This is a genomic window from Xenorhabdus sp. SGI 60 (assembly GCF_056632175.1).
Genome location: NZ_CP196860.1, coordinates 2,151,578 through 2,173,601 on the forward strand (window position 1 = coordinate 2,151,578; position 22,024 = coordinate 2,173,601).

The window sequence follows — 22,024 nt, forward strand, 5'->3', positions numbered from 1 at the left end:
ATCTTACCGTAACCAATATTCTCGGCTACAGCTATTTATGCATGGTCGGGGCGGTGTTTTCTTATATTATCTGGTTTCGAGGAATTGAAAAGTTACCTGTTGTGACAATCTCTTCCCTGGGATTTCTTAGTTCTTTATCTGATTGTATTTTAGGGTATTTTTTTTCTAAAACAAACATTTTCCTTGTTACAAATGATTGGGGCATGCACCATCATTATTGCTGTTTGGCTTTCAATTCCACAGGATCAGACAAAAAAATCCGATAATTCTATAACCTAATGAATAACAGGAAAATCAATGAAGCTTACTATAATTTCAGGTAGTCAACGCCCAGATTCTCACAGCCAACGTGTAGCTCGTTATTTGCAAAAATTAAGTAGCGAATATGGATTTACTGAGATAGAGCTTTTGGAACTCTCCAATGTAGAATTGCCATTACATGATGGTTATGCAACAGATATATCAGCAGAATCTCATCCCTGGCAACCAATTGCACAACATTTAAGAGAGAGTGAAGCATTTATCTTTGTTACTCCAGAATGGCATGGAATGGCAACTCCGGCGTTGAAGAATCTTCTACTACATTGTTCTATAGCAGAATTAGGCCATAAACCAGCATTGTTGGCGAGTGTATCAAGTGGAATTAACGGTGTTTATCCTCTTTGCGAATTAAGGATGACTGGTTTTAAAAATAATCATGTTTGTTTCCTGCCTGATCATTTAATCTTCCGTCAGGGTGAAAGTTTGATTTCAAAAGATCTGATTTGTAACGATGAGAAATTTGAAAGCCGTGTTAACTATACGCTGAAACTGCTTAAATCTTATGCTAAAGCACTGGAGCAAGTTCGTGAAGATGTTGGCGAAGAAAGCGGAAATTATCTGTATGGTATGTAAATAAACAATATCCAGTTCTTTATGCATAACCTCGGCTCAACTATTTGAGCCGAGAGCATTTCCCTTTTCTATCGAGTCATTTCATCGAACAAGTCACAAATTATTATCACAACTGTATAAAAACACAGTTCATCGTATTTCTGGCATTTTTGTTTAATAAAAGAACACAACTCGCAATTCCTTTATAATAATATTTATTATATTAAAAAGTATTAAAATACAAAAATAATGAAAATACTGTGGCATAGATATGAATCTATGAACCTTTATGTGAATAATCATATAAAGGTTCATAATAATATTTATTATATTAAAAAGTATTAAAATACAAAAATAAAAAAAATAACACACCAATAACATTTAATGTCGGTTTAATAATATATTTAACGTAAGATTATGATTTTAAATATTTTTGTATTTAACGTGTTATTTATATGATTTACCCATTGTTATAAAATAGTTATAAGAAAGTTAATATTTTTCTTTGCGTTTTAGGTTTAATTATTATTTTATAGCTACTTGTGGGTAGAGAGTATTATGGTCTGAATTGTCCTGCCATTGTTTAAAAATACAGTTAAATTTTACTATAACCCACTTATTGCAATTCAATCATCGGTTTTATTAATAATGACTTTTCAAGGAGCAATATGCCAAACAGCTAATTGAAAGTTGCCACTTTTTGAAAAATGGAACCTCTTTTATGAAAAAAAACAATTCGGCACGACTGATCTTTTTGTGGATGACATTATTTTTTGGATTATTGCCTGTCAGTGCTTCAATGGCTACTGAATATCAGGAACAGGGTAGAAAAAACTCACCAGATAGTTGGTTATCAGATGAATTTAATCATCAGTGGGGATTGGCTGCTATTGGTGCTCATTATGCCTATGCTCGTGGTTACACAGGAAAAGGCATTAATGTTGGTGTATTGGATGAAGCCGTTATCAATCATCCCGAATTTGCAGGCAAACTGAAAATTCTAAGCCCAGACGACACTTGGAATTACGATGAAAACCCCTACACTGGGATTATCAGTTTTGGTGCTCACGGTAACCATGTTTCAGGGATCATTGCAGCAAACCGGGATGGCAAGGAAATGCACGGTGTAGCATTTGATGCAGGTTTAATTACTGGGAAATATTTACAAACTCCCTATAACCGCACAGAAGCCCTGATCCAAAGCAATGCACGTGTTATTAATAACAGTTGGGGGGTTCGCCCTTCTTATGAAACTGATGAGTATGGCAGGCCTAAACGATGGGAAAATGGGACAGTCAAGTATGACCAAGTTACGTTGCAAGAACTCATTAATTATGTCACACCAATTAAAGATAACTTGGATAGGTTAAGCCGCTCTCCAATTCCAGAGCTCGATGACTATACAACGAGAACTGCGGGTCTATTGCGTGCAGCGCGTCATGGAAAATTAGTTGTTTTTGCTGCGGGGAATGCAAATAACTATAACATCACCTGGTTACATGCGGGTATGCCCTATTTCTTCCCTGATGCACTGAAAAACTACCTCAGCGTTGCCAACCTGACCAGGGAAAACGAAATTAACGTTTCATCAACGCGTTGTGGTTATACTGCCAGTTACTGTTTGTCGGCACCAGGCACAAAAATTTACAGCAGCACGGGAAAATTCGTTTCTAAAGTTGATGGAGAGATTGACGAAGATGCTTTCCAAAATGGTGAGCTGACGATTGATCCCACCTATGATGCTTACACGGGTACATCAATGGCATCACCACATGTAGCTGGAGCCGCTGCCGTCTTGATGCAACGCTTTCCCTACATGACTGCCGGACAGATCGCTGATGTCCTCAAAACCACGGCAACCGATTTAGGGAAGCCTGGCTTGGATGACATGTATGGTTGGGGAATGCTGAACCTGAAAGTTGCTATTGATGGTCCTAAGATGTTCATCACCGAAAAGGATATTCCGAAGAAATACTATATACCCGGCTCTTATTCTGAAACGCAATTCATCGCCAATATTCCAGGTATTGGTGGCATAGTTGAGAAAGGCACTACCGTAGAACGCATCTGTAATAGTATTGAATGCGTTTATGACAGTTGGAGTAATGATATCTCCGGTCATGGCGGATTGACGAAAATCGGTAACGGTACACTCGAACTGGCCGGTAAAAATAGTCTCTATAAAGGACCCACTTTGATTGAACAAGGTCGTTTACTGGTTAGTGGTTCTATAACTTCGGATGTTACTGTGCAAGATGGCGCAATTCTTGGAGGGGATGGTACTGTCGGTTCAATCATGGCTAATGCTGGTGCCAATATTGTGCCCGGCAGCTTATATGCTAATTCTAACCTAAGTTCTAGCGGTACGCTGAAAGTTGATCGTGATATTACTTTCCAAACTGGCTCACGTTATCAGGTAGACGTTGTACCAGATAGCCAGGGTCATAGTGACCGTATTGTCAGCAATGGCCTGGCCATGTTGAAGGGCGGTGAAGTTCAAGTCACGCTGGAAAATAGTAGTAACTTGTTATCGAAGCAAGAAGTTCGTAGTTTGCTTGGTCAGCAATATAATATTCTGCAAGCAAACCGTGGTATCAACGGTAAGTTTACAACCGTAGTGCCAAACTATTTATTCGTTGGCACTGAGCTTAGTTACCAAACTGATCGAGTGATGTTGGATATAAAACGTAATTCCACCACATTTGCCAGTTTAGGAATAACTGCTAATGAACGTGCTGTAGCTAATGCTGCTGATAAGCTGAGTTTGGGCCATCCGGTTTATGAGAGTATCTTGATGTTTGATACAGCAGCGCAAGCACGTCATGCATTCCAGCAACTTTCTTCCGGTCAGATCCATGCTGATGTTGCTGCGGCACAAATCAATAATAGCCACCATCTGCGCGATACACTGAATACCCGTTTGCGTCAGGCTAATGGTGGAACCATTGAACAGAATATCAAAGTTGATAGAAACGGTGTTTGGGGACAACTCATAGGTAACTGGCAACGTGCTAATGGTAACAGTGAAGTCAACGGTTATCGTGTATCCAACTATGGCGTGTTATTGGGCGCGGATAAAGAGTTCGGTGATGATTGGCGGCTCGGTATCGCTACCGGATATACCCGCTCTTCTTTGAATGGTGGATATAACACTTCAGCACGCAGTAACAATTTCCATTTGGCGCTATACAGTAGCAAACAGATTGATGCTTTGGCATTGCGTGCCGGCGCTACTTACAGTTGGCATCGTTTTGATACCAAACGCTCGGTTGCTTTTGGTAATCAATCCGACAATCTGAAAGCGAAATATGGTGCTCAAACCGGTCAATTGTTTACTGAGGCCGCTTACGGAATAAATACTTCGTGGCTGAATCTGGAACCCTTCGCTAACCTGTCTTATGTTAATTTCCGTAATGAAAGTATTAATGAACATGGCGGTGCAGCCGCTTTGAACGGAAAGAAACAATCGAAAAATGCCACCTTCTCCACATTAGGTTTACGTGTTGATCAAAAATGGCAAACTGAAAACGACATCGCGGTAGGAGCATATGGTGAATTGGGTTGGCAACATCAGTTTGGCAATGTAGATCGAGGCACTAAATTAAGTTTTAACAATAGTGATGCTACGTTTACTGTCAACAGTATTTCAGCGGCACGAGATGCTGCTGTAATTAAGGCAGGTACGGAATTGGAAATTAATAAAAATACTAAACTGTCACTGGGGTATAACGGTGTTTTATCAGGCAGTCATAAGGATAATGGTGTATTCCTGAATGCCAATTGGAAATTCTAGTCAGTAAAAATGACAGATGTTCTTGATAGCAAAAACTCACTGCTGGCAATAGCTGGCAGTGAGTTTTTTTATGCCGTGAGATTTTTAGGTTTTTGTATCTGCTTTGGTACAAATCACCTTGGTAGCACTGATAAATAATTAAATCAGATAATGGATTTAAGTCATTAAACCGATCCAAAGGAGGAAAATTGTGACTTATCGTAAAATCCTATTAATCAGTTTATTTTCTGTTTCAGCAAGTTCTTTAGCTTCAAATAATAATGGTGCTCCGTTGATGAAATCAACTGATTCCGGCGCTGAAAAATTTAGAATTGTTGGTAAATTAAATGGAACCTCACACTGCACTGCAACCCTGATTTCTGGTGAGAATGCACCGAATAAGGATACACCAGCGTTGATACTTACCGCAGGGCATTGTGTCGATAGCAATGTAGACACAAATGATGTAATCGTTGATCAGCCGGCGCCTGAATTTTGGCGATATACCCCGGATTACTTTATTGATAATAAAAATGAGTTATCACCAATAAAAGTCAACCGTATTTTATATTCAACGATGAAATACGAAGATATTGCGGTATTACAATTGGATGCAACTTATGGTGATTTAGCGAAAAAAGGCTACCATCCTTTGAAGTTGAAGAAAAACCTTGATATGAAACATCAACCTATTGTGTTGACTCATATTCCTGTCGATAACGTTGATTACAATTACGCTTATCTCAGAAAATCTGAGTGTAATATCACTGGAAAATCACCCGTTTTATATGAAGGTGGCTCTCCGTGGATTTGGACTCCGATTTTCTCCGTGAATTGTGATGGTGTCGCTGGTGGAACGTCTGGTTCCCCTGTTTTTGAGAAAGATAAAACAGATGTGATTGGTGTACTGAACACAACAGTCACACCAGGAATGACTGGCTGTGGACTTGGCAGACCTTGTACTATCGAAAATAATAAAGGTATTTCAAAAGAAGGGGTTAGTTATTTTATTCCTGTCGATAGTATTGCTAATGCGTTGACAAAGGATAGCAAGTTAGATCTGTCTAAACTTGAAAATAACAGCGGTAATATTTTGGAAAGAAGTCCGCTATGGTCACGTTGGATAACTCAGAGCGTTAATCCTGCTGACGGTGTGAAAGCAAAATGGGACATCGTTATCAAGGAAAATGCTGACGTTAAGAATATCCGATATAAAACAGGATTAATCAGTGATGTCGATTGTTCAGCTGAAGCAGGATACAGTGCTGCTATTCCTGCAAGCCAAAGCCCGCTGCAAAACATGCTGGTTCCTGACAAAGAAGGCATCTATAAACTCTGTGTTATTCACCAAGATAATGATGGTCAATGGCAAAAGACAAAAGATGCTTCTGTCATGTTGCGAGAAATTGATAATACTCCACCATCAATTAAACCCGTGTTAAATAAGGATGATTTTGGGGATGCTTGGCGTATAACAGCTAACGCTCGTCCGTATGATATCTCAAGTATACAAATTAAATATGGACCTAAAGCAACAACGAATTGTGACGACAAAACAGGCTATAGCTATCCCTGGAGGCTAACAATGTTGGCAAAATCTGAAGCACCATGGCGTGTTTGCGCATATGGTGAAGATATGGCAGGAAATGCTGGCCCGATTAATGTACTTGATATAGAAGCAACTACTACTAAGTAAAAAAGTAAAACTACGATGGCTGGATGAACTCATGTTCGGTCGAATGGCTGGCAGTGAGTTTAATTTTAATTATCATTTATTCTTGCTTATATACCACTTTATCGGGATAAGTTAGGGCAATTTTATTAGTGAGCGTTCCAGTGCCACAGCCCAGATCTAAAATAGCATGTGCATTTTTGGCTAGAGTCGATCAATTGCCATATTTAATAATCCCTAGTATCTTACTTAATATCATCATACTGATTCCCCCTGTTTCTTTTTCTTTTTTTTATCAAATAATTCTACTGTTACCAATCCCATATCTTATATCTAAGGAGGCTTAAATATGCCGCCACGTACTGTTCTGTCTATGATGCTACTTATATTTTCACTTATTGTATTTTTCGTTGGTGCGACGGAATTTATGTTATCCCCCATGCTCAAGCCCTTGGCTGATGAATTTAGGACAACAACAGACAAGGCCACTTGGTTGGTCTCTGGTTATGCCCTCGCCTACGCACTTGCAGCACCAATTTTCGGTTGGTTATCTGATCGGATCAATCGAAGCAAATTATTGCGGGCATCATTGCTGTTTCTGTTCCTTGACGGATTAGCGCTAACGATAGCCCCCAACTTGGAGATTGCAATTGGGTTACGTATTTTTGGTGGCATTGCTTCCGCCGCTTTGATTCCAACCATATTTGCGCTGGTGGCAGAACTTTTTCCATCTCATAAACAGGCATCGGCGATGGGCATTGTCATGCTTGGTATGACAGCTGGAATTGCAGGAGGCCCTATTTTTGCCGGTGTTTTGACAGAGTTATTTTACTGGCAAGTGCCATTTTTAGTGAGTGCGGTAGGTTGTTTTTTGATCTACATTCTAAGTAAAAAAGCTTTCAAAAAATACATTCCAAACCAGATTAATACCCTAAAAGAAGTTCACCAAACGGTGACGTTTCAATCACTATTTCAATTTGTATGCCAAGGAAACGTAATACGCCCCCTGATTGCGAAAGGATTTTGGAATGGTACAGCAGTATCTGCTTTTATATTAGCCGGAGAAGTTTTAAGGCATCATTACGCTATGGGAACAGGAGCTGTCGGTATCTCTGTTTCTGTATTTGGTATCGGGCTTGGTTTGGGCAACCTATCCGTAAGTATCGTGAATCACCTGAATATCAGAGATGAATGTGCGCTTTTGTTGGCAATAGTTTTACTTTTCATCACCAGTTCTGTATTTATGTTATTACCCCTGTCTTTGCTTTTTAGTTTAGCTTGTCTGATGTTATGGGGATATACACTCGGCCTTGCTGCTCCAATAAGTACTTCAATTCTGGCAAATCGGGCAAAGCAGGATAAAGGTCAAATATTGGCTATTTCAGAAAGTCTGAATAATCTAACCATTCTGTTTTTACTTCCAGTAGCTACTCTGTCACTAACACAATATGGCACTGCGGTAACGACGATGCTACTGGGAAGTTGTTTTATCGTGGCAATTGGGTTAACACTGAAAGATTTATTTGTACTATGGTTACCAAAACGTGTGCGATAACACGTTTAGGCGTGACCTCTCCCAAGCGTACACCGGTTAATGAAGTTATTTTTCCTAAACTTAGATTCACCTACACCGTGTATTTAGCCAAGTCTTTAGGGGTTATTTTCTTAGACACATTGTCTTTATTAATAGATAAAACTATCTTTCCATGTAGTCCATCCAAAGGATTATCACCTATTTTTTTTATTGTCAAAATTGCAGCCCTATTTTTAACTCCAGAAAAGATGGAATCATCTTCATTTTTAAGCCTATTAACATCCCTTGGAGAATACATATCATTACTCATGACTTCTTTAGATATATCCTCCGGGAAATATAGTTGGCCTACAAAATAGAATTTATCTTCCTGTCTTTTTTGTACATTCGCATTCCTTGCTGATAAATGAATATGTATAGCTCTTCCAGCATAAAAACCGGGGAAAATTGTGGTGAATCTGACTATGCCTTCTTTGTCTGTCCTTTGTGCTCCACGAAGAAATGTGCTTTCATCAGTTCTCGAAATCGTTCCTATATTACTAGATGGAGCCTCAAGGTCTGGGTTGATGTATTTCCAGCCTGAATACTTTCCCATTGCATTACAATGCCATATATCAATAAGGATATCATGTAGAGGTTTACAGGTTACAGAATCAATGACTTTCATTGTCAATAAAAGAGGTATTCCTGGTTCATCCTCTGTTATATTCCTTCTCAGTAATTTGTTATTTATAAAATATGGCCCTGACATTTCCTCTGGGGTCATTTCGCAAACGCCGATATCAATACTATCCTCTTTCTTTGATTGATTATGTGAAGAGGCAAAAACGCCTGTTGGAACCAGAGGTAATAATGAGAATACTGCACCAGTAATACTTGCCTGTTTCAGAAAAAGTCTTCTTTCATTTTTCATAAAGTGGCTCCTTATATGCCATTTAATTATTGTCTAGACTAGATAGTAAGGCGATGTCTAAATATATATAACTTCCTCTTTTTTAAATAGAGCTAAATTATGTATCACATTGATATTAAATGATAATGGGTTCACATCAAACAACTAATGGTGTTAATTGTGAAGTTACGAACATTCTTCCACGATGATTTAACTAGACAGGAATATTGAAAAATCGCTGGGTAATGATACGGATATCGTTGAGGAAGATTTTTTGGACTGTATGGATAGGAATAGAATAAAGGATAAGCGGAGATTAAATTATTAACATATTGAAAAATATGGCTTTCTCAATTTCGAATAGCAGAGAAATATGAATTTTGAAATAAAAAAGAGCTTATATTTACCTAAGCTCTTTTTTCAATTAGTTAAACAATTCCGATGAACATCTAGGTTTATTAACCAATAAATGGTACATCTAGTTCTAATCTAGACCGAGATTTTTTCTCTTCTTCATCAATAATCTGGTTCAATTTCTTAACAAAGATAGCTTGAAGTTGCTGCCAAAACTCTTCAAAGTGCTCTTCATTGCGTAAGCAATAAGTCATTACCGCGGCTCGTAATACATAGATATTGCGTACTTTCTCCCATTCACTACGGCTAAAACCACATTTCTTTGCATAGTGCCACGGTGTATCACCATATTCTTTATAATCTAATATGGTTGATGATGTGAGAAAATCATTGGCATAAGCACGCCCTGTGGAGTATGAGCAAAGCTCGTATAGACGCTTGTTAAGCGCATTATGATTGCTCAGACTTTCGCTACCAATTTCTTTGAACGTAAAGTTGATCATATGGAAATCAGGGGATGGAAAGATATGTACTTCAAATCGATGTTTACCGATTTCTATTGGCGGTAAGTTTGCCAGTTTATTCAACAACCTTTGTGCTGTGACGATACCAGCCGCAATTATTTTTCCATATCCATGAATATTCAAAGGCAACAGACGATGAGCAGCCCAAAGTGCCGCTGCTGTTGCTCCCGATTTTGAACCTTCCATGATGGATGAACCAAGAATTCCCCGATTGATGGTATTTGTTTTATCATCATGGTCTTCAAACACATATGCTGCATGTGAAGAGATCAATTCGAGAATGCGCTTGTCTTTCATGCAAATAGCGCCCGCTGCATATTGAATGAAGCCAACTTTATGCGGATCCACAGTAATCGAATCTACTTCTTTCAATGCCTTGAAGCTTTGGTAAACTTCCGGTTTTGGCCAACTGATATTTTCCGGCATGATCCCCACCGAACGGTGGTAACTGGCCAGTTCATCATATTCTACAAATTCTCCCTGCTCATTCAGGAGCAAGGAACACGCATATCCTGCGTAAGCAGCATCAACGTGAATATAGAATGACTCGCCATAACGCTCCTCACACTCTTTTCTCAATGTAATGATTTCATCGATCCGATCAATGGCTCCCACTTCCGTTGTTCCCACCACCGCAATCATTGCCAGGATTGGTTCACCTTGTTCAATTAATTCAAAGGTGATTTTCCGCATTTGAGCAATGTCAGTTTGATAGTTCTCATTTACAGGTAATGGAATAATGTTTTCTTGGCCAATACCAAAAATATCTGCGGCTTTCATCCAAGAATAGTGCTTGGATTGTGGCACCAGTAATTTGCCTAGAATTTCTGCTTTAACTCCCATACCACGGCATGTCATATCGCGAATCTCTTCAAACAGTCCACGTTCTTGCAGTTCGGTAATAAGATCCAAAAGTTCAGCGGTTGGCATATTTTTCAATTGCCGGGACGTTTTATGTTCGATGAGACTTTTTGCTTTAGGATGTTGAGATATAGCAAAAGGCAATGTTTTTAAATTCCTGGCTACCCATAAACCTTCATAATTAGCTACTGTGCCACCAGAAGTAATATGCCCCCAGGATTTCTGCGGGTCATAACCAAACATGCGGCAAAGATCTAATCCTGATTCAAGCTCTAATTCTGTTGTTGTCGGGGATGCTTCATAACTACAGTTATTCGGGTTATACATCATGGCCATAACGTAGGCAAGATTAGAAACCATTAAGGTATCACTACTGATATGACCAAGGTAACGAGGAGAAAAGAAAGGAATAGATGTGTTTTTCAGTTTTGCTGACAGCTGATTTAAGATCCCTTCTGTACGGTAAAGCGTTTCTCTATAGTTATGCTCATAGCGAGCAACGGATGTGACTAAAGTTGAATCTTCGGGATGAAAACCTGAACGCCAATGTAAATGTTCGCTCACTGCATAATCCATCATCTCTCTAAAAAAAACAGCGTTTTCTGATTTTGGTCCCAAAAATAATGCATCTACATTTAAATTAGGATGAAATAGTTTAGTCATGATCATGTAACCTTTTAATTGATTCTTTTTGTCTTGTCTTAAATTAAATATTTATAAAATTATTAATAGATTTTTTTATTTTCTGTTTTAACGACAAATGTCTTGCGGAGGTGATAAAACCCCCACAATCACTAACTGAAAACAATTGTTTGATTTTCAATCACTGTAATTGCATAAAAATCACTCTGCAATATTATGTCGAATAAATCTATTTTATATAGAGATGAAAAATAATTCTTGCATTATTAATAATAAGTTAATAATTAACTTTAATTTTGTGCGCTACCACAAAGAAATGAAAATAATTACCCCATAGTATTTCACTGAAAATATTTCTATTGAAATTATAAATAATGTTACTTTTATGTATAACGTAAACTGTGACAAGGTCCCAGTTTACGTTATGTCGAGAGAAGAGTGAAAAGAGTTAGAATAATCAATTGAAACAGTATGAATTATCTATCATAGGTTTCACATAATAAAAAATGTATATTGATTGATCACTTCAGCAACAAACATGATAGCTGCTCCGATGAGAATATAATAGTTGTTACTAATCAATTGGTTATCTCTTATTTTCCATAGTGAATAAGTCCAGATTACCATTGCAATAATATACAAACACCATGAAAGGATTCTTAATCCAAAGGCGCTTTTGATATTGAATTCAGCTTGATGTGGAAAAATAACATTATCATTAACAATTGTGATTTCTGATAGCCACTCCATATAGGCTGGTTGCTCAATCAGTCGCATGGTAACGCTAATGAAAACAACCAGCAAAGCAGCCATCACTAATTTGATAGGCAATATTCCTCGAAGATATTTTCCTAATGGATAGGAAATAGATGACAGCGCCAATGCAGGCCCTAACGTAAATACTGCGCTATAAAATAAAAAATAGGTGTTAATGTTTGCCCAGGTAATCATGGCGCTATTAACATAAATAATTGCCATATAATAAAGGTCAATTAAACCAATAACCCCAATTACCAGCATAATATAAACATATGCGCGTTTTGTGATCGCAAAAAAAAGTGTGTATAAGACCAGCAAACCAAAATAGATGACAGAAAAAATTGTTTCTATGTTTACCCATTCATTTATTATGTTCTGCAAAGTGTGATAAACACTAAATGGGTATTCTATAATGTTCAAAGAAGCAGCCAATCCTATCCCTGCCAATGCACTACTGACTAGTAATGTTCTTAGTAATATTTTTTGCACAAAAATAGTCACTGAATGTTGCCATGTGTTTAACTCATGCCTAATCCAGTAAGTATAAAGCCCGCTCATCAATACAAGCCCCACCGAGCTTTGTACTATCATTGTAAATGCAATTAATGACCATTCACTCATGTCACAACCCTATTCCATCTATCTGTAACCAAATAACATCATCGACGCGTATTATATCCATATATTATTAATTCAATTTCAGTTTGATTGAGCTATTATGTTGAATAGCTAAAATTTTACGCAAGTTCAACGTTAAGACAAAAAAATTTTATTTTTTCCACTAGTGATGATAAATACTACGATTAATGGCAATATTTTGTCCTTATCAGAGCAACCTAAATATGTTAAATTTACACATATCAATCAATTCTAATGAGCATTTCCTATGATCCCGGAAAAACGTATTATTCGTCGGATTCAATCTGGTGGTTGTGCAATCCACTGTCAGGATTGTAGCATTAGCCAGCTTTGTATTCCTTTCACCTTAAATGAACATGAACTTGATCAGCTTGATAACATCATTGAGCGTAAGAAACCTATCCAGAAAGGGCAAACGTTATTTAAGGCCGGTGATGCATTAAAATCACTCTACGCCATCCGCTCTGGGACCATCAAAAGCTATACCATTACCGAAGAAGGTGATGAACAAATTACAGGTTTCCACCTTGCGGGTGATTTAGTTGGATTTGATGCCATCATTAATACTGAACATCCAAGCTTTGCCCAGGCTTTGGAAACTTCAATGGTATGTGAAATCCCATTTGAAACGCTGGATGACCTTTCTGGGAAAATGCCCAATCTCCGCCAGCAAATGATGCGTTTGATGAGTGGAGAAATCAAAGGTGATCAAGAAATGATCCTGTTGCTTTCCAAAAAGAACGCAGAAGAGAGATTGGCCGCTTTTATCTACAACCTGTCACGCCGCTTTTCACAACGCGGTTTCTCACCGCGTGAATTCCGCCTTACTATGACACGCGGTGACATTGGTAATTACTTAGGCCTGACTGTTGAGACAATTAGTCGCCTACTTGGCCGCTTCCAGAAAAATGGAATTTTAGCTGTCAAAGGTAAGTATATTGCGATCGAAGATATGAATAAATTGACCGTGTTGGCTGGCAAGTCCCCAGCTAATGCGTCCTAACGTTAGTTAAATTTTAGGTCAGATCACTATATTTTGCTGATCTGGCTTACTCTTATCTTGTTATAGTTGTTTATATTGGTTTATCTTCTGTACGAAAGAGGCATTCAGACTCTGCGAGGAACTCAATATGGCAAACTACCAAAACCTCTTGGTTGCAATTGACCCTAATCAGGATGATCAGCCCGCATTAAGGCGTGCCGTCTATATCGTGCAACGCAGTGGTGGGCAGATTAAAGCGTTTTTACCTATTTATGACTTTTCATATGAAATGACCACCTTACTTTCTCCAGAAGAAAGAAATGCTATGCGAAAAGGTGTCATAGGCCAACGAGTCGCTTGGATAAAACAGCAAGCCCATTACTACCTTGAATCAGGCATTGATATTGAGATCAAAGTGGTTTGGCATAATCGCCCTTATGAAGCCATCATTCAAGAAGTTATTACTGGAAATCACGACTTATTATTGAAAATGGCACATCAACATTCCCGATTGGAATCGATGATTTTTACGCCACTTGATTGGCATTTGTTACGTAAGTGCCCTTGCCCTGTCTGGATGGTAAAAGATCAAGTATGGCCAGAAAATGGTTCTGCTGTTGTTGCTGTCAATTTATCTAATGAAGAACCTTACCATAATGAATTGAATCTGAAATTGGTGCGTGAGACACAAGAACTTGCCAATCGAATTGTAAAAGACCCTCTGATCCATCTCGTTAGCGCTTATCCAGTCGCACCTTTAAATATTGCAACTGAATTACCTGACTTTGACCCTAATGTGTATAACCAGGCGTTGCGCGGCCAACATTTGATCGCCATGAAAGAGCTGAGACAGAAATTCTATATTGATGAGCAGCAAACTCACGTTCATGAGGGTATACCGGAAAAAGTCATCCCTGAAATATGTGATGAACTCAATGCTGGTGTGGTTGTTTTAGGTATTCTTGGTCGAACGGGGTTATCAGCCGCGTTTCTTGGCAATACTGCCGAACATGTCATCGATCGACTAAGATGTGATTTGTTGGCTATAAAGCCTGATGGTTTCGTTTGCCCAATCAAGATAGATGTAGACTAACGTGCTTAGTCGTTGATATAGATTGCCCGACCTTCATTTCGGGCAATCTCACGTTTTATCATCAACAATATTTTTCAGAACTTATGTCCACCAAATAATATCGCCATCTTCGTGACGTCCCATAAAGCATGTAATGAGTAGCCGCTTTTCCTGCAATTGATTGGCATTTCCAGTTAAAACTGCATGTATCAAATTGCCATTGAGTAGGATCAAATCCCCTGGCGCTATATCAATGACCATACTCTCATGTTCTTCGAGTAGATCTGTAGGATAAGGAAAACCACTGTGGGTGAGTCCAAGAGCAGAACGTGATTCCATATCAGGGTCAATATTCCACACTTTCAATTGCCCGCTCCCTTGTGGAACTTCCGCATAAAAATTGACCGCCATGACACGCTTGATACCCTGAATCTCAAAATCATTTTGTCGAGGATCGCTAAGTTGAGCTAAATCATCGTGAGGTAATAACAAAAACTCTCCTGAATTATTCCAATAGACTGCTTTGACATCACCAGCTGGCATTCCTTGATACATGGCTGGACGAATCTGTAATAAGTTTTCTGACTGCGAATCATTTAATTGCGCTATAAAATATGCTTGAGGATTAAGCGTCCCCTGAAAAAGTTGAGTAATTGCTGGACGAAAATATTCAACCTCTTTGAAATACGCAAGCGTTGTTTTTTCTATGTGAGAAGCACCAAGGAAATACCCTTCTATACCATCTATCCCGTCACCATATCGGGGTTTTCTTGCTGTAGATAGCCAAAAATTATCAATGATTTTTTGTCGTTGCTCCCACGATAAGAAATGACGGATTCGACATGCTGCAAGATGACCATCCAGAAGAGCATCAACAGCACTTTTTTCTATGCGGCCTTCAGTTTCATGTATAACAAATTCTGATTCTTCCAGCTTCACTCCTGTGAGTGATAAATTTTTGTGCGTCATGACTGTTCCTTCAATATATTGAATCATATTTCGTTTAATTTATTTTTGGATTCTTTCTTTTATATCTTGAGTTTTATATAACATTTTTCGTTTCCTATGCAAAAAGCCTACAATTGCAGGAACGGGACTTACTATTCTCTCCTGTTCTTTAAATTTAGAAGCATATCTTTCCCGCAATTTAGGCAGAAAACTCCAGTGTGTGCTACCTGAAATATGGTGTTCTTGATGGTGACCATCATTAAAAGTTAATAAATTGTACAATTTCCCATAATAACTGACTGAATTGGAGAATTGATTTTCTGGATTTGATCCATAATGTTCATAATAGTTTTGAATATTAACCAAAATAAAAGCGACTAATAATGATGGTAAATAACAAAGCAATGTCCATTGCCAGGATAAGGTAAAGAAAAAAACCAGTCCAACAAACATAGCAAGCCGATCCAAACGCAGTTGGATAAGTTCTTTTTTCTTATTAGCCTCAATTTTTGAAATTAATTTTTCAAATCCACGATCATATTGACTGAAAGGTTTTCTCCATGAAAATATTGCCCATAACATATGAGGGATAATTTTATAAAGGGTATTGAGTCCGCCTAAAAAAGCATAATTCAATAATGTATTATGTTTCCCATCTTTACCGCCCAAAAATGTTGACGAACTATCCTTAATAGGATCACCATTATCATTATGATATCTATGGTGATTTCTGACATGTGTAAATTGATAAGCTTGGATTGATTGCCCTATATTGATAGAGTTGAGCATAGAAACGAAACCATTCATAGTTGGCGATATAAACCATGGAGTATGACTAAAGAAATGTGAAATGACTATAACATTGTATGTGGCTATAAATGAAAGAATAGCCATATTAAATAGCCAATTTGAAATTGAAAAACCACTCCAATATGACGATAGCATTATACTTATAATAATATTTAACAAGCTAAAAATAAACATGATGGAATCTTTAGTGGAATATTTCCATATTTTCATATTTACCTCATTGTTAAAATTTCAATAGTAAATATACTTTGAAGTTAATATTTTCATTATGTAAAATATAATGATTAGCCTTGCCAGATATTCACTATTAATGATTTTTTATTAAAAATAAGATTGCAAACTTCCTCGGCGTCTGACATCTAAAGTTGCACAATGGAAAGATCCACCGAAGCTATTAAAATTCCTGAAATTACATGGAATAGGTGTGAACCCCCAACGTTTCATTGCGGCTATCATGGGTTCATCTTGCTTTTCTACGATCACTCGATTTTCATCCAACATTAGTATATTCATATTAATCCATTTACTGGTCATATATAAAGGATGGGAATCTGGAATAATCGGTTTTGGTGCATGCAATACATCCCAACCTTTAAATAACTCTGGAATTTCCGATACTTTCTCAGGATTAATCAGTAACTTCCCTGGTGCAATAGGAACAAAAGTTGCGTCAATATGCATTGGGTTTGGATCATCAAATTCAAAAACATGTATACGATATTCATCTCCAATATGTCTTCTTAGCCATTCAATTCCAAAATCATTTGTTACATGACTTTTCTGAGCAATTATATCTCTGCCACAACGATAAAAATCAGCCGCGTCAAAAGTGGGTTCAAACTCTGTTACAGCAAGAACAACTTTCTGTTGTTCTATACCCTCTTTCTCCCAATTAAAATTATATTGTTCATCAGTCAATTGCGGTTTAGGGGCAGCGCTCCATTTAGCTCCAGCCTTAAAATATTCTTTCAGTAAAGATTTATAGGCTGACGTTTCAAAATAACGAGAACGCCATGCCAGCGGGCATTCGATAATATTATCACCAATAACAAAAAGTATATCTCTAGGCATGGCACAATATAATCCTGTAGTTGCCCATCCTGGTGCACCGAATACTTGTGATTGATCTTGGGTATCGGGACGACGAACTTTGACTCCTTCATTTGTAAGAATATGAACAAATTCTTCTAATTCTCTAGATGCTGCTTCTATACGTTCTTTAGGAAAAGAACGACCCGCATTTCTTTGGAAATTAATGACCTGATCATCTGGTAATACAGGTTCCAGTGCCATATGCCATGTAGGAAATCTGGCACCATCAACAAGACCAACAATCACTTCTTCAAGTGGATCCCACTCGGTAAATGCATTGACGGGTGACTTAGGTGATTCTAAATGAGATAATTTTTTCATGTTGCCCCCATTTTATTATTTAATGTTATTCATTATCCCCGCCTGTTGAGATTAATCAGATTTTAAAAATTAGCAACTCCGCTGATCTTTAGTTATTTTATTATTGTAAGACTACAAAATAATAATCCATATAAATCACAATGATTTTAGCCATTTGAATTTATTTGAAATTATTAATTTTATTTATCTTTTTTTCACGAAAAACCATAGCCAAACCGGTTATTATCGCGAACATACCCACGATACTTAAAATAGATAACGCATTACCTAAAAATAAGTAATCCATTATTGCTGTTACTCCTGGAACAAGGTAAAACAAACTAGTGACATTAACTAAATTACCAGCTCTGATAAGTCTATAAAGTAATAATTGAGCTACTACAGAAATCACTAAGCCAAGCCATAATGCAGGTATAATAAAACCGATGACAGGTTCAATATGGAAAGGTTTGAAAGGTATAAATAACAGGCAAAGCAATAAACTGACACCATATTGTAATGGTAATACTTCAGAGGGAGCTTGCTGGATTTGTTTCTGAAAGATGGCTCCGATACTCATACAAGCCAGAGCCGCTAAAGCAAAAAAAGTTCCTGAAAAAGAAAACTTTGTCAAAACTAACCCTTGAAATACAACAAGCATTAATCCGATGAACGACAGAGACAATCCTATTAAACGGCGAGCGGTGAAATTTCTTTCCATCACCCAAAGTGTAATAATTGGCTGAATTCCCATTACCGTAGCCAAGATGCCTGGGGTTATTCCATTTTCTAACGCCAGAAAATAAAAAATCGAATATCCTCCAATGATCAGTAACCCAACCGCCGCAATTTTATTCCTGCTTCCAGAAGCTGGAAAGAAATGTTTTTTGAACATGCAGAGTGCTAACAAAAATAGAAATGCAATCGCAAAACGCACCGTCAAAATAGCAAAAGAAGAACTATGATCCAGTCCCCAACGAGAAAAGATTGCGCCACTACTCCATAATAAAACGAAAAGAGAAGTTGAACCGTAAGCACTCCAAAGTGTTGTTTTTGAGGTCATACAAATACACCTGTCATCGTTATTTAAGAAAGGTAAAAATCTGTCGAATAATATTTGATCGCAAAAATAGAGCAGGATAACGGCCATCTTCCCTGTCAAAAATTCAGATTTCTGGCGGCGTTTCTTAGACGTTCATCTCCACGCCGATCATACTTTTGGGTTGTAGTGATGCTTGAATGCCCCATTGCATCTTTGACAGTCACGATATCTTCACCATTGTCCAGCATGGCTGACGCAAAAGTTCTGCGCAGATCATGCGGGGCAAATTTTTCCAATCCGCTTTCTATTCTGCGTGTCTCAAGGATGTGATAGATGGCTTGATCTGATAAACGGTTATCAGTGACATCATCATGACGACGAATGCGGGTAAAAAGCGGGCCGGGGTGATCTCCGCGCACTTCATTTACCCAACGATTTAAACGTTCCCATGTTCCTTCCGGCATATAGGACAACCGTTCTTTATTACCTTTTCCCATCACTCTTAATGCTTGCTCGCGACGAATAATGTGCTTCATATCGAGAGAAACAATTTCTGAACGACGAAGACCGCATCCCACAAGCACACCAATGATAGCTGCGTCACGTAACCCTTTTGTGCTGATATCATTTTCGCAGGTAAAGAATAAAGTTTTTATTTCATAACGCTCAAGTGCCCTGCCTTTTGGCAATCGATTTCCTCTGACAGATCGCACCTGTTTTATATGTTGAAAATTGTCAGTGTCGAGTTGTTTCATTGTCCATGCTTCCAATGCAACACCTTTCAAGGCAGAAAGATAAGTATTTATTGTTGCGGGAGCTTTACCCGAATCTGAAAGCATTTCCATAATGGCTTGAACATGGTGGCGACGAAGTGCATGCCAGGTACAGTCTTGCACATTTTGATATCCCAACATTTTTGCCACGATATCCAGAAAGGATTTCATGGTTTGGCGACTGCGTTTTGATCCAAGACTGACAAGATAGGCAATTGCGGGATTGTCATATATCTGTTTTCCCGTTGCTGATAGCGACATCAGCATACCCTGTTTTTGTTGAGGATCGTCGGCACAATCAATGATTGTTTATCACTGTTATTTTCATAGTCGAACGGAACAGACATTTCCATTTTCCTACCCTGTTGGTTTGTTTTTTATGCAGTTTAGCTGCGCTTTTGTAGTTACGCTCTGTAAAAATTACGTCTAATCACCCACACCATCTTATTCAATAAATCTTACTTTTTCAAATGTATATTTTAATAAGTAGATAAGTTGCGATAAAAAATACGCTAAATATGTCATGCCTTAACACTTTGAATTTATTGTAAATTTACTTTAAATGATTAGTGATTACCCTGGAAAGGGTTTCAACTGACTTGCTTTATGACGTTGTCACTTCTTTTATCTGGTAAGTTTTGGGGAAATTTGGGTTATGTTAATAATTATAATGTATTTAAGGTGCATTGAGGATACATCATGAAACAGGGTGATACAATGCCGTTATCCTAGCCAGCCTTACGGGACAAGCGCCTTCGCCAGAAAGGATAAATGCTTTGGCTAGTAACCTACATAATTTATGGACCCATAAATGAACATGTCGACAATAAAACAACCTGCCCATCAAATTTTATTCTCACTTTTGTTCCGTTCACGCTGGACACTTACCATTGCTGTCCTTGCCAGTATCGCCAATGGTATTTCCAGTGTCTCTTTGATTACATTAATTAATAGAGCAGTGACAATCCCTAGCGAAAATTATTCTTCGTTCGCTTGGTCTTTCGGTATCCTGGCGGTGCTGGCTATTACCTGTCGCATATTGAGTGGCGTGATTTTCGCTAAATTAAGCCAGAACACAATAGCGAAGATGCGCCAACTTATTTCAGAGCGCGTTGTTCGTGCCCCCTTTCGTCAGATTGAGCTACTTGGTACTTCTCGAGGTCAATCTATTATTACTGATGATACAACTAATGTATCAATATTATTCTTCACCTTACCCAATATCATCATGCAGGGAGCGATCGTACTAGGTTGCCTCGGTTATCTGGCCTGGTTATCCTGGCCTGTATTCTCTTTAGCATTGGCTGTAGTCATCATTGGTTCACTCGGTTATAGTCTTGGGCGGCTCCAGAGCGATCTCTTCATTCAAAGCAGCAGGCAAGGCACAAGATCGTCTTTTTCATCACTTCAACGCCTTATTTTCTGGTGCAAAAGAGTTGAAGTTGCATTTCTCACGCGCCCAGTCTTTTTTTACCCACTCACTTAGCAGTGAGATTGATGCGGTACGCCAGCATCGTACTCGTGCTTTTAGTGTTTATGCCTTTGGCACTGGCTGGATCCTCTTCTTATTTTATGTGTTCTTAGGTGTAGTGATATTCGCCCCGACTGTGATGCCGTCTCTTGGAACAGCGACTTTGGCTGGCTATTTGATTATCTTTCTGTTTATGTTGATGCCCCTGGATGGACTGTTAAACAGTATTCCAACATTGAATGTCGCTCGTGTGTCGCTGCACCGCATTGGAAATGTACTTGCTGAATTGAATGAACAAGATCACTTTGGTCAGCAAATCTCTGCTAACGAATTTGGTGAAGTTCACTCACTACGCCTGTCTGGCCTTACCCACAGCTATTATCGGGAGAGAGAGGATGAAGTATTCCAACTCGGTCCCATTGATATGGAACTTAAAAGAGGAGAAATTACTTTTCTGATCGGTGGTAATGGCAGTGGTAAGACGACACTCGCCAAGCTTTTAGTCGGCCTTTATGCACCTGAAAGTGGCGTCATTACCGTTGATGGACATGTAATCACTGACAGCAACAGAGCAAACTACCGACAATTATTTTCAGCGATTTTTTCTGATTTCCACCTTTTCGAAACTTTGGTGGGCTTGAGTGACTCAGATTCAACACTGGATGCACGTGCCAACGCGTTACTCGCTAAACTACATTTAGAGCACAAGGTAAAGATTGAGCACGGTTGTTTCTCGACCCGAGATCTATCACTGGGACAACGAAAACGTCTTGCCTTGGTGGTTGCTTATTTGGAAGACCGGCCATTTTATCTGTTTGACGAATGGGCTGCCGATCAAGATCCGCTGTTTAAAGCTGTATTCTATCAGGAATTATTGCCCGAATTAGCCGCACGCGGTAAAGCAGTACTGGCTATTACACACGACGATCGTTTTTTCCACTTGGCTGATCATTGTATCAAGCTGGAAAATGGTCGACTTCTTGTCAAAGACGAGACCGTACCGTAAGGCTGG

Annotated in this window: 15 protein-coding genes and 1 pseudogene; 8 read left to right on the top strand and 8 right to left on the bottom strand. The window is 38.4% G+C overall.

What is annotated here, in order from left to right; all coding sequences use genetic code 11:
- The first annotated feature begins 297 nt into the window (after window positions 1–297).
- From ACSJJG_RS10090 to ACSJJG_RS10105, 4 genes are all read left to right on the top strand, one after another.
- A complete protein-coding gene (locus ACSJJG_RS10090; protein ID WP_481089267.1) occupies window positions 298–894 on the top strand; it encodes an NADPH-dependent FMN reductase in 597 nt (198 codons plus the stop codon).
- A 700-nt stretch (window positions 895–1,594) separates the two neighbouring features.
- Window positions 1,595–4,666, top strand: coding sequence for an autotransporter domain-containing protein (locus ACSJJG_RS10095; RefSeq protein ID WP_481089268.1), 3,072 nt, complete (start codon window positions 1,595–1,597; stop codon window positions 4,664–4,666).
- Window positions 4,667–4,856: 190 nt separating this feature from the next.
- Window positions 4,857–6,341, top strand: coding sequence for a trypsin-like serine peptidase (locus tag ACSJJG_RS10100; protein WP_481089269.1), 1,485 nt, complete (start codon window positions 4,857–4,859; stop codon window positions 6,339–6,341).
- A gap of 325 nt (window positions 6,342–6,666) precedes the next feature.
- Window positions 6,667–7,872, top strand: coding sequence for an MFS transporter (locus tag ACSJJG_RS10105; RefSeq protein WP_481089270.1), 1,206 nt, complete (start codon window positions 6,667–6,669; stop codon window positions 7,870–7,872).
- 70 nt (window positions 7,873–7,942) lie between these two features.
- Here the strand turns inward: ACSJJG_RS10105 and ACSJJG_RS10110 are convergent, their stop codons facing one another.
- The 3 genes from ACSJJG_RS10110 to ACSJJG_RS10120 form a co-directional block, all read right to left on the bottom strand.
- Entirely contained in the window at window positions 7,943–8,764 is an 822-nt protein-coding gene (locus ACSJJG_RS10110; RefSeq protein ID WP_481089271.1) for an intradiol ring-cleavage dioxygenase, read from the bottom strand.
- Between the two features lie 437 nt (window positions 8,765–9,201).
- A complete protein-coding gene (locus ACSJJG_RS10115) occupies window positions 9,202–11,145 on the bottom strand; it encodes a pyridoxal phosphate-dependent decarboxylase family protein (RefSeq protein WP_481089272.1) in 1,944 nt (647 codons plus the stop codon).
- Between the two features lie 471 nt (window positions 11,146–11,616).
- Window positions 11,617–12,504, bottom strand: a complete 888-nt coding sequence (locus ACSJJG_RS10120) for a dimethyl sulfoxide reductase anchor subunit family protein (protein WP_481089273.1) — start codon at window positions 12,502–12,504, stop codon at window positions 11,617–11,619.
- 265 nt (window positions 12,505–12,769) lie between these two features.
- Here ACSJJG_RS10120 and ACSJJG_RS10125 point away from each other — a divergent pair, with 265 nt between their 5' ends.
- The gene (locus tag ACSJJG_RS10125) at window positions 12,770–13,525 is read left to right on the top strand and encodes an FNR family transcription factor (RefSeq protein WP_374053536.1); all 756 of its coding nucleotides are present in this window, start codon (window positions 12,770–12,772) and stop codon (window positions 13,523–13,525) included.
- A 127-nt stretch (window positions 13,526–13,652) separates the two neighbouring features.
- Complete coding sequence (gene uspE / locus ACSJJG_RS10130; protein ID WP_481089274.1) at window positions 13,653–14,597, top strand: universal stress protein UspE; 945 nt, start codon at window positions 13,653–13,655, stop codon at window positions 14,595–14,597.
- An 81-nt stretch (window positions 14,598–14,678) separates the two neighbouring features.
- On the opposite strand, the gene ACSJJG_RS10135 is transcribed toward uspE, so the two are convergent.
- The 5 genes from ACSJJG_RS10135 to ACSJJG_RS10155 all read right to left on the bottom strand — a co-directional run bounded on the left by ACSJJG_RS10135 (window position 14,679) and on the right by ACSJJG_RS10155 (window position 19,808).
- The gene (locus tag ACSJJG_RS10135) at window positions 14,679–15,545 is read right to left on the bottom strand and encodes a hypothetical protein (protein ID WP_481089275.1); all 867 of its coding nucleotides are present in this window, start codon (window positions 15,543–15,545) and stop codon (window positions 14,679–14,681) included.
- Between the two features lie 39 nt (window positions 15,546–15,584).
- Window positions 15,585–16,544 carry a fatty acid desaturase family protein gene (locus tag ACSJJG_RS10140; protein WP_481089276.1) on the bottom strand — a complete coding sequence of 320 codons (960 nt, stop codon included), beginning with the start codon at window positions 16,542–16,544 and terminating at the stop codon, window positions 15,585–15,587.
- Between the two features lie 111 nt (window positions 16,545–16,655).
- Window positions 16,656–17,747: an amidinotransferase gene (locus tag ACSJJG_RS10145; RefSeq protein ID WP_481089277.1), complete on the bottom strand. Its 1,092-nt coding sequence runs from the start codon at window positions 17,745–17,747 to the stop codon at window positions 16,656–16,658.
- A gap of 160 nt (window positions 17,748–17,907) precedes the next feature.
- On the bottom strand, window positions 17,908–18,789 hold the full coding sequence (locus tag ACSJJG_RS10150) for a DMT family transporter (RefSeq protein WP_481089278.1): 882 nt from the start codon (window positions 18,787–18,789) through the stop codon (window positions 17,908–17,910).
- Window positions 18,790–18,884: 95 nt separating this feature from the next.
- Complete coding sequence (locus ACSJJG_RS10155) at window positions 18,885–19,808, bottom strand: tyrosine-type recombinase/integrase (RefSeq protein ID WP_481089279.1); 924 nt, start codon at window positions 19,806–19,808, stop codon at window positions 18,885–18,887.
- 550 nt (window positions 19,809–20,358) lie between these two features.
- Here ACSJJG_RS10155 and ACSJJG_RS10160 point away from each other — a divergent pair.
- Together ACSJJG_RS10160 and ACSJJG_RS10165 are read left to right on the top strand one after the other, a co-directional pair.
- Window positions 20,359–20,850: pseudogene (locus ACSJJG_RS10160) on the top strand (cyclic peptide export ABC transporter); the annotation flags it as partial.
- Between the two features lie 28 nt (window positions 20,851–20,878).
- Entirely contained in the window at window positions 20,879–22,018 is a 1,140-nt protein-coding gene (locus tag ACSJJG_RS10165) for a cyclic peptide export ABC transporter (protein ID WP_481089280.1), read from the top strand.
- The last annotated feature ends 6 nt before the right edge of the window (window positions 22,019–22,024 follow it).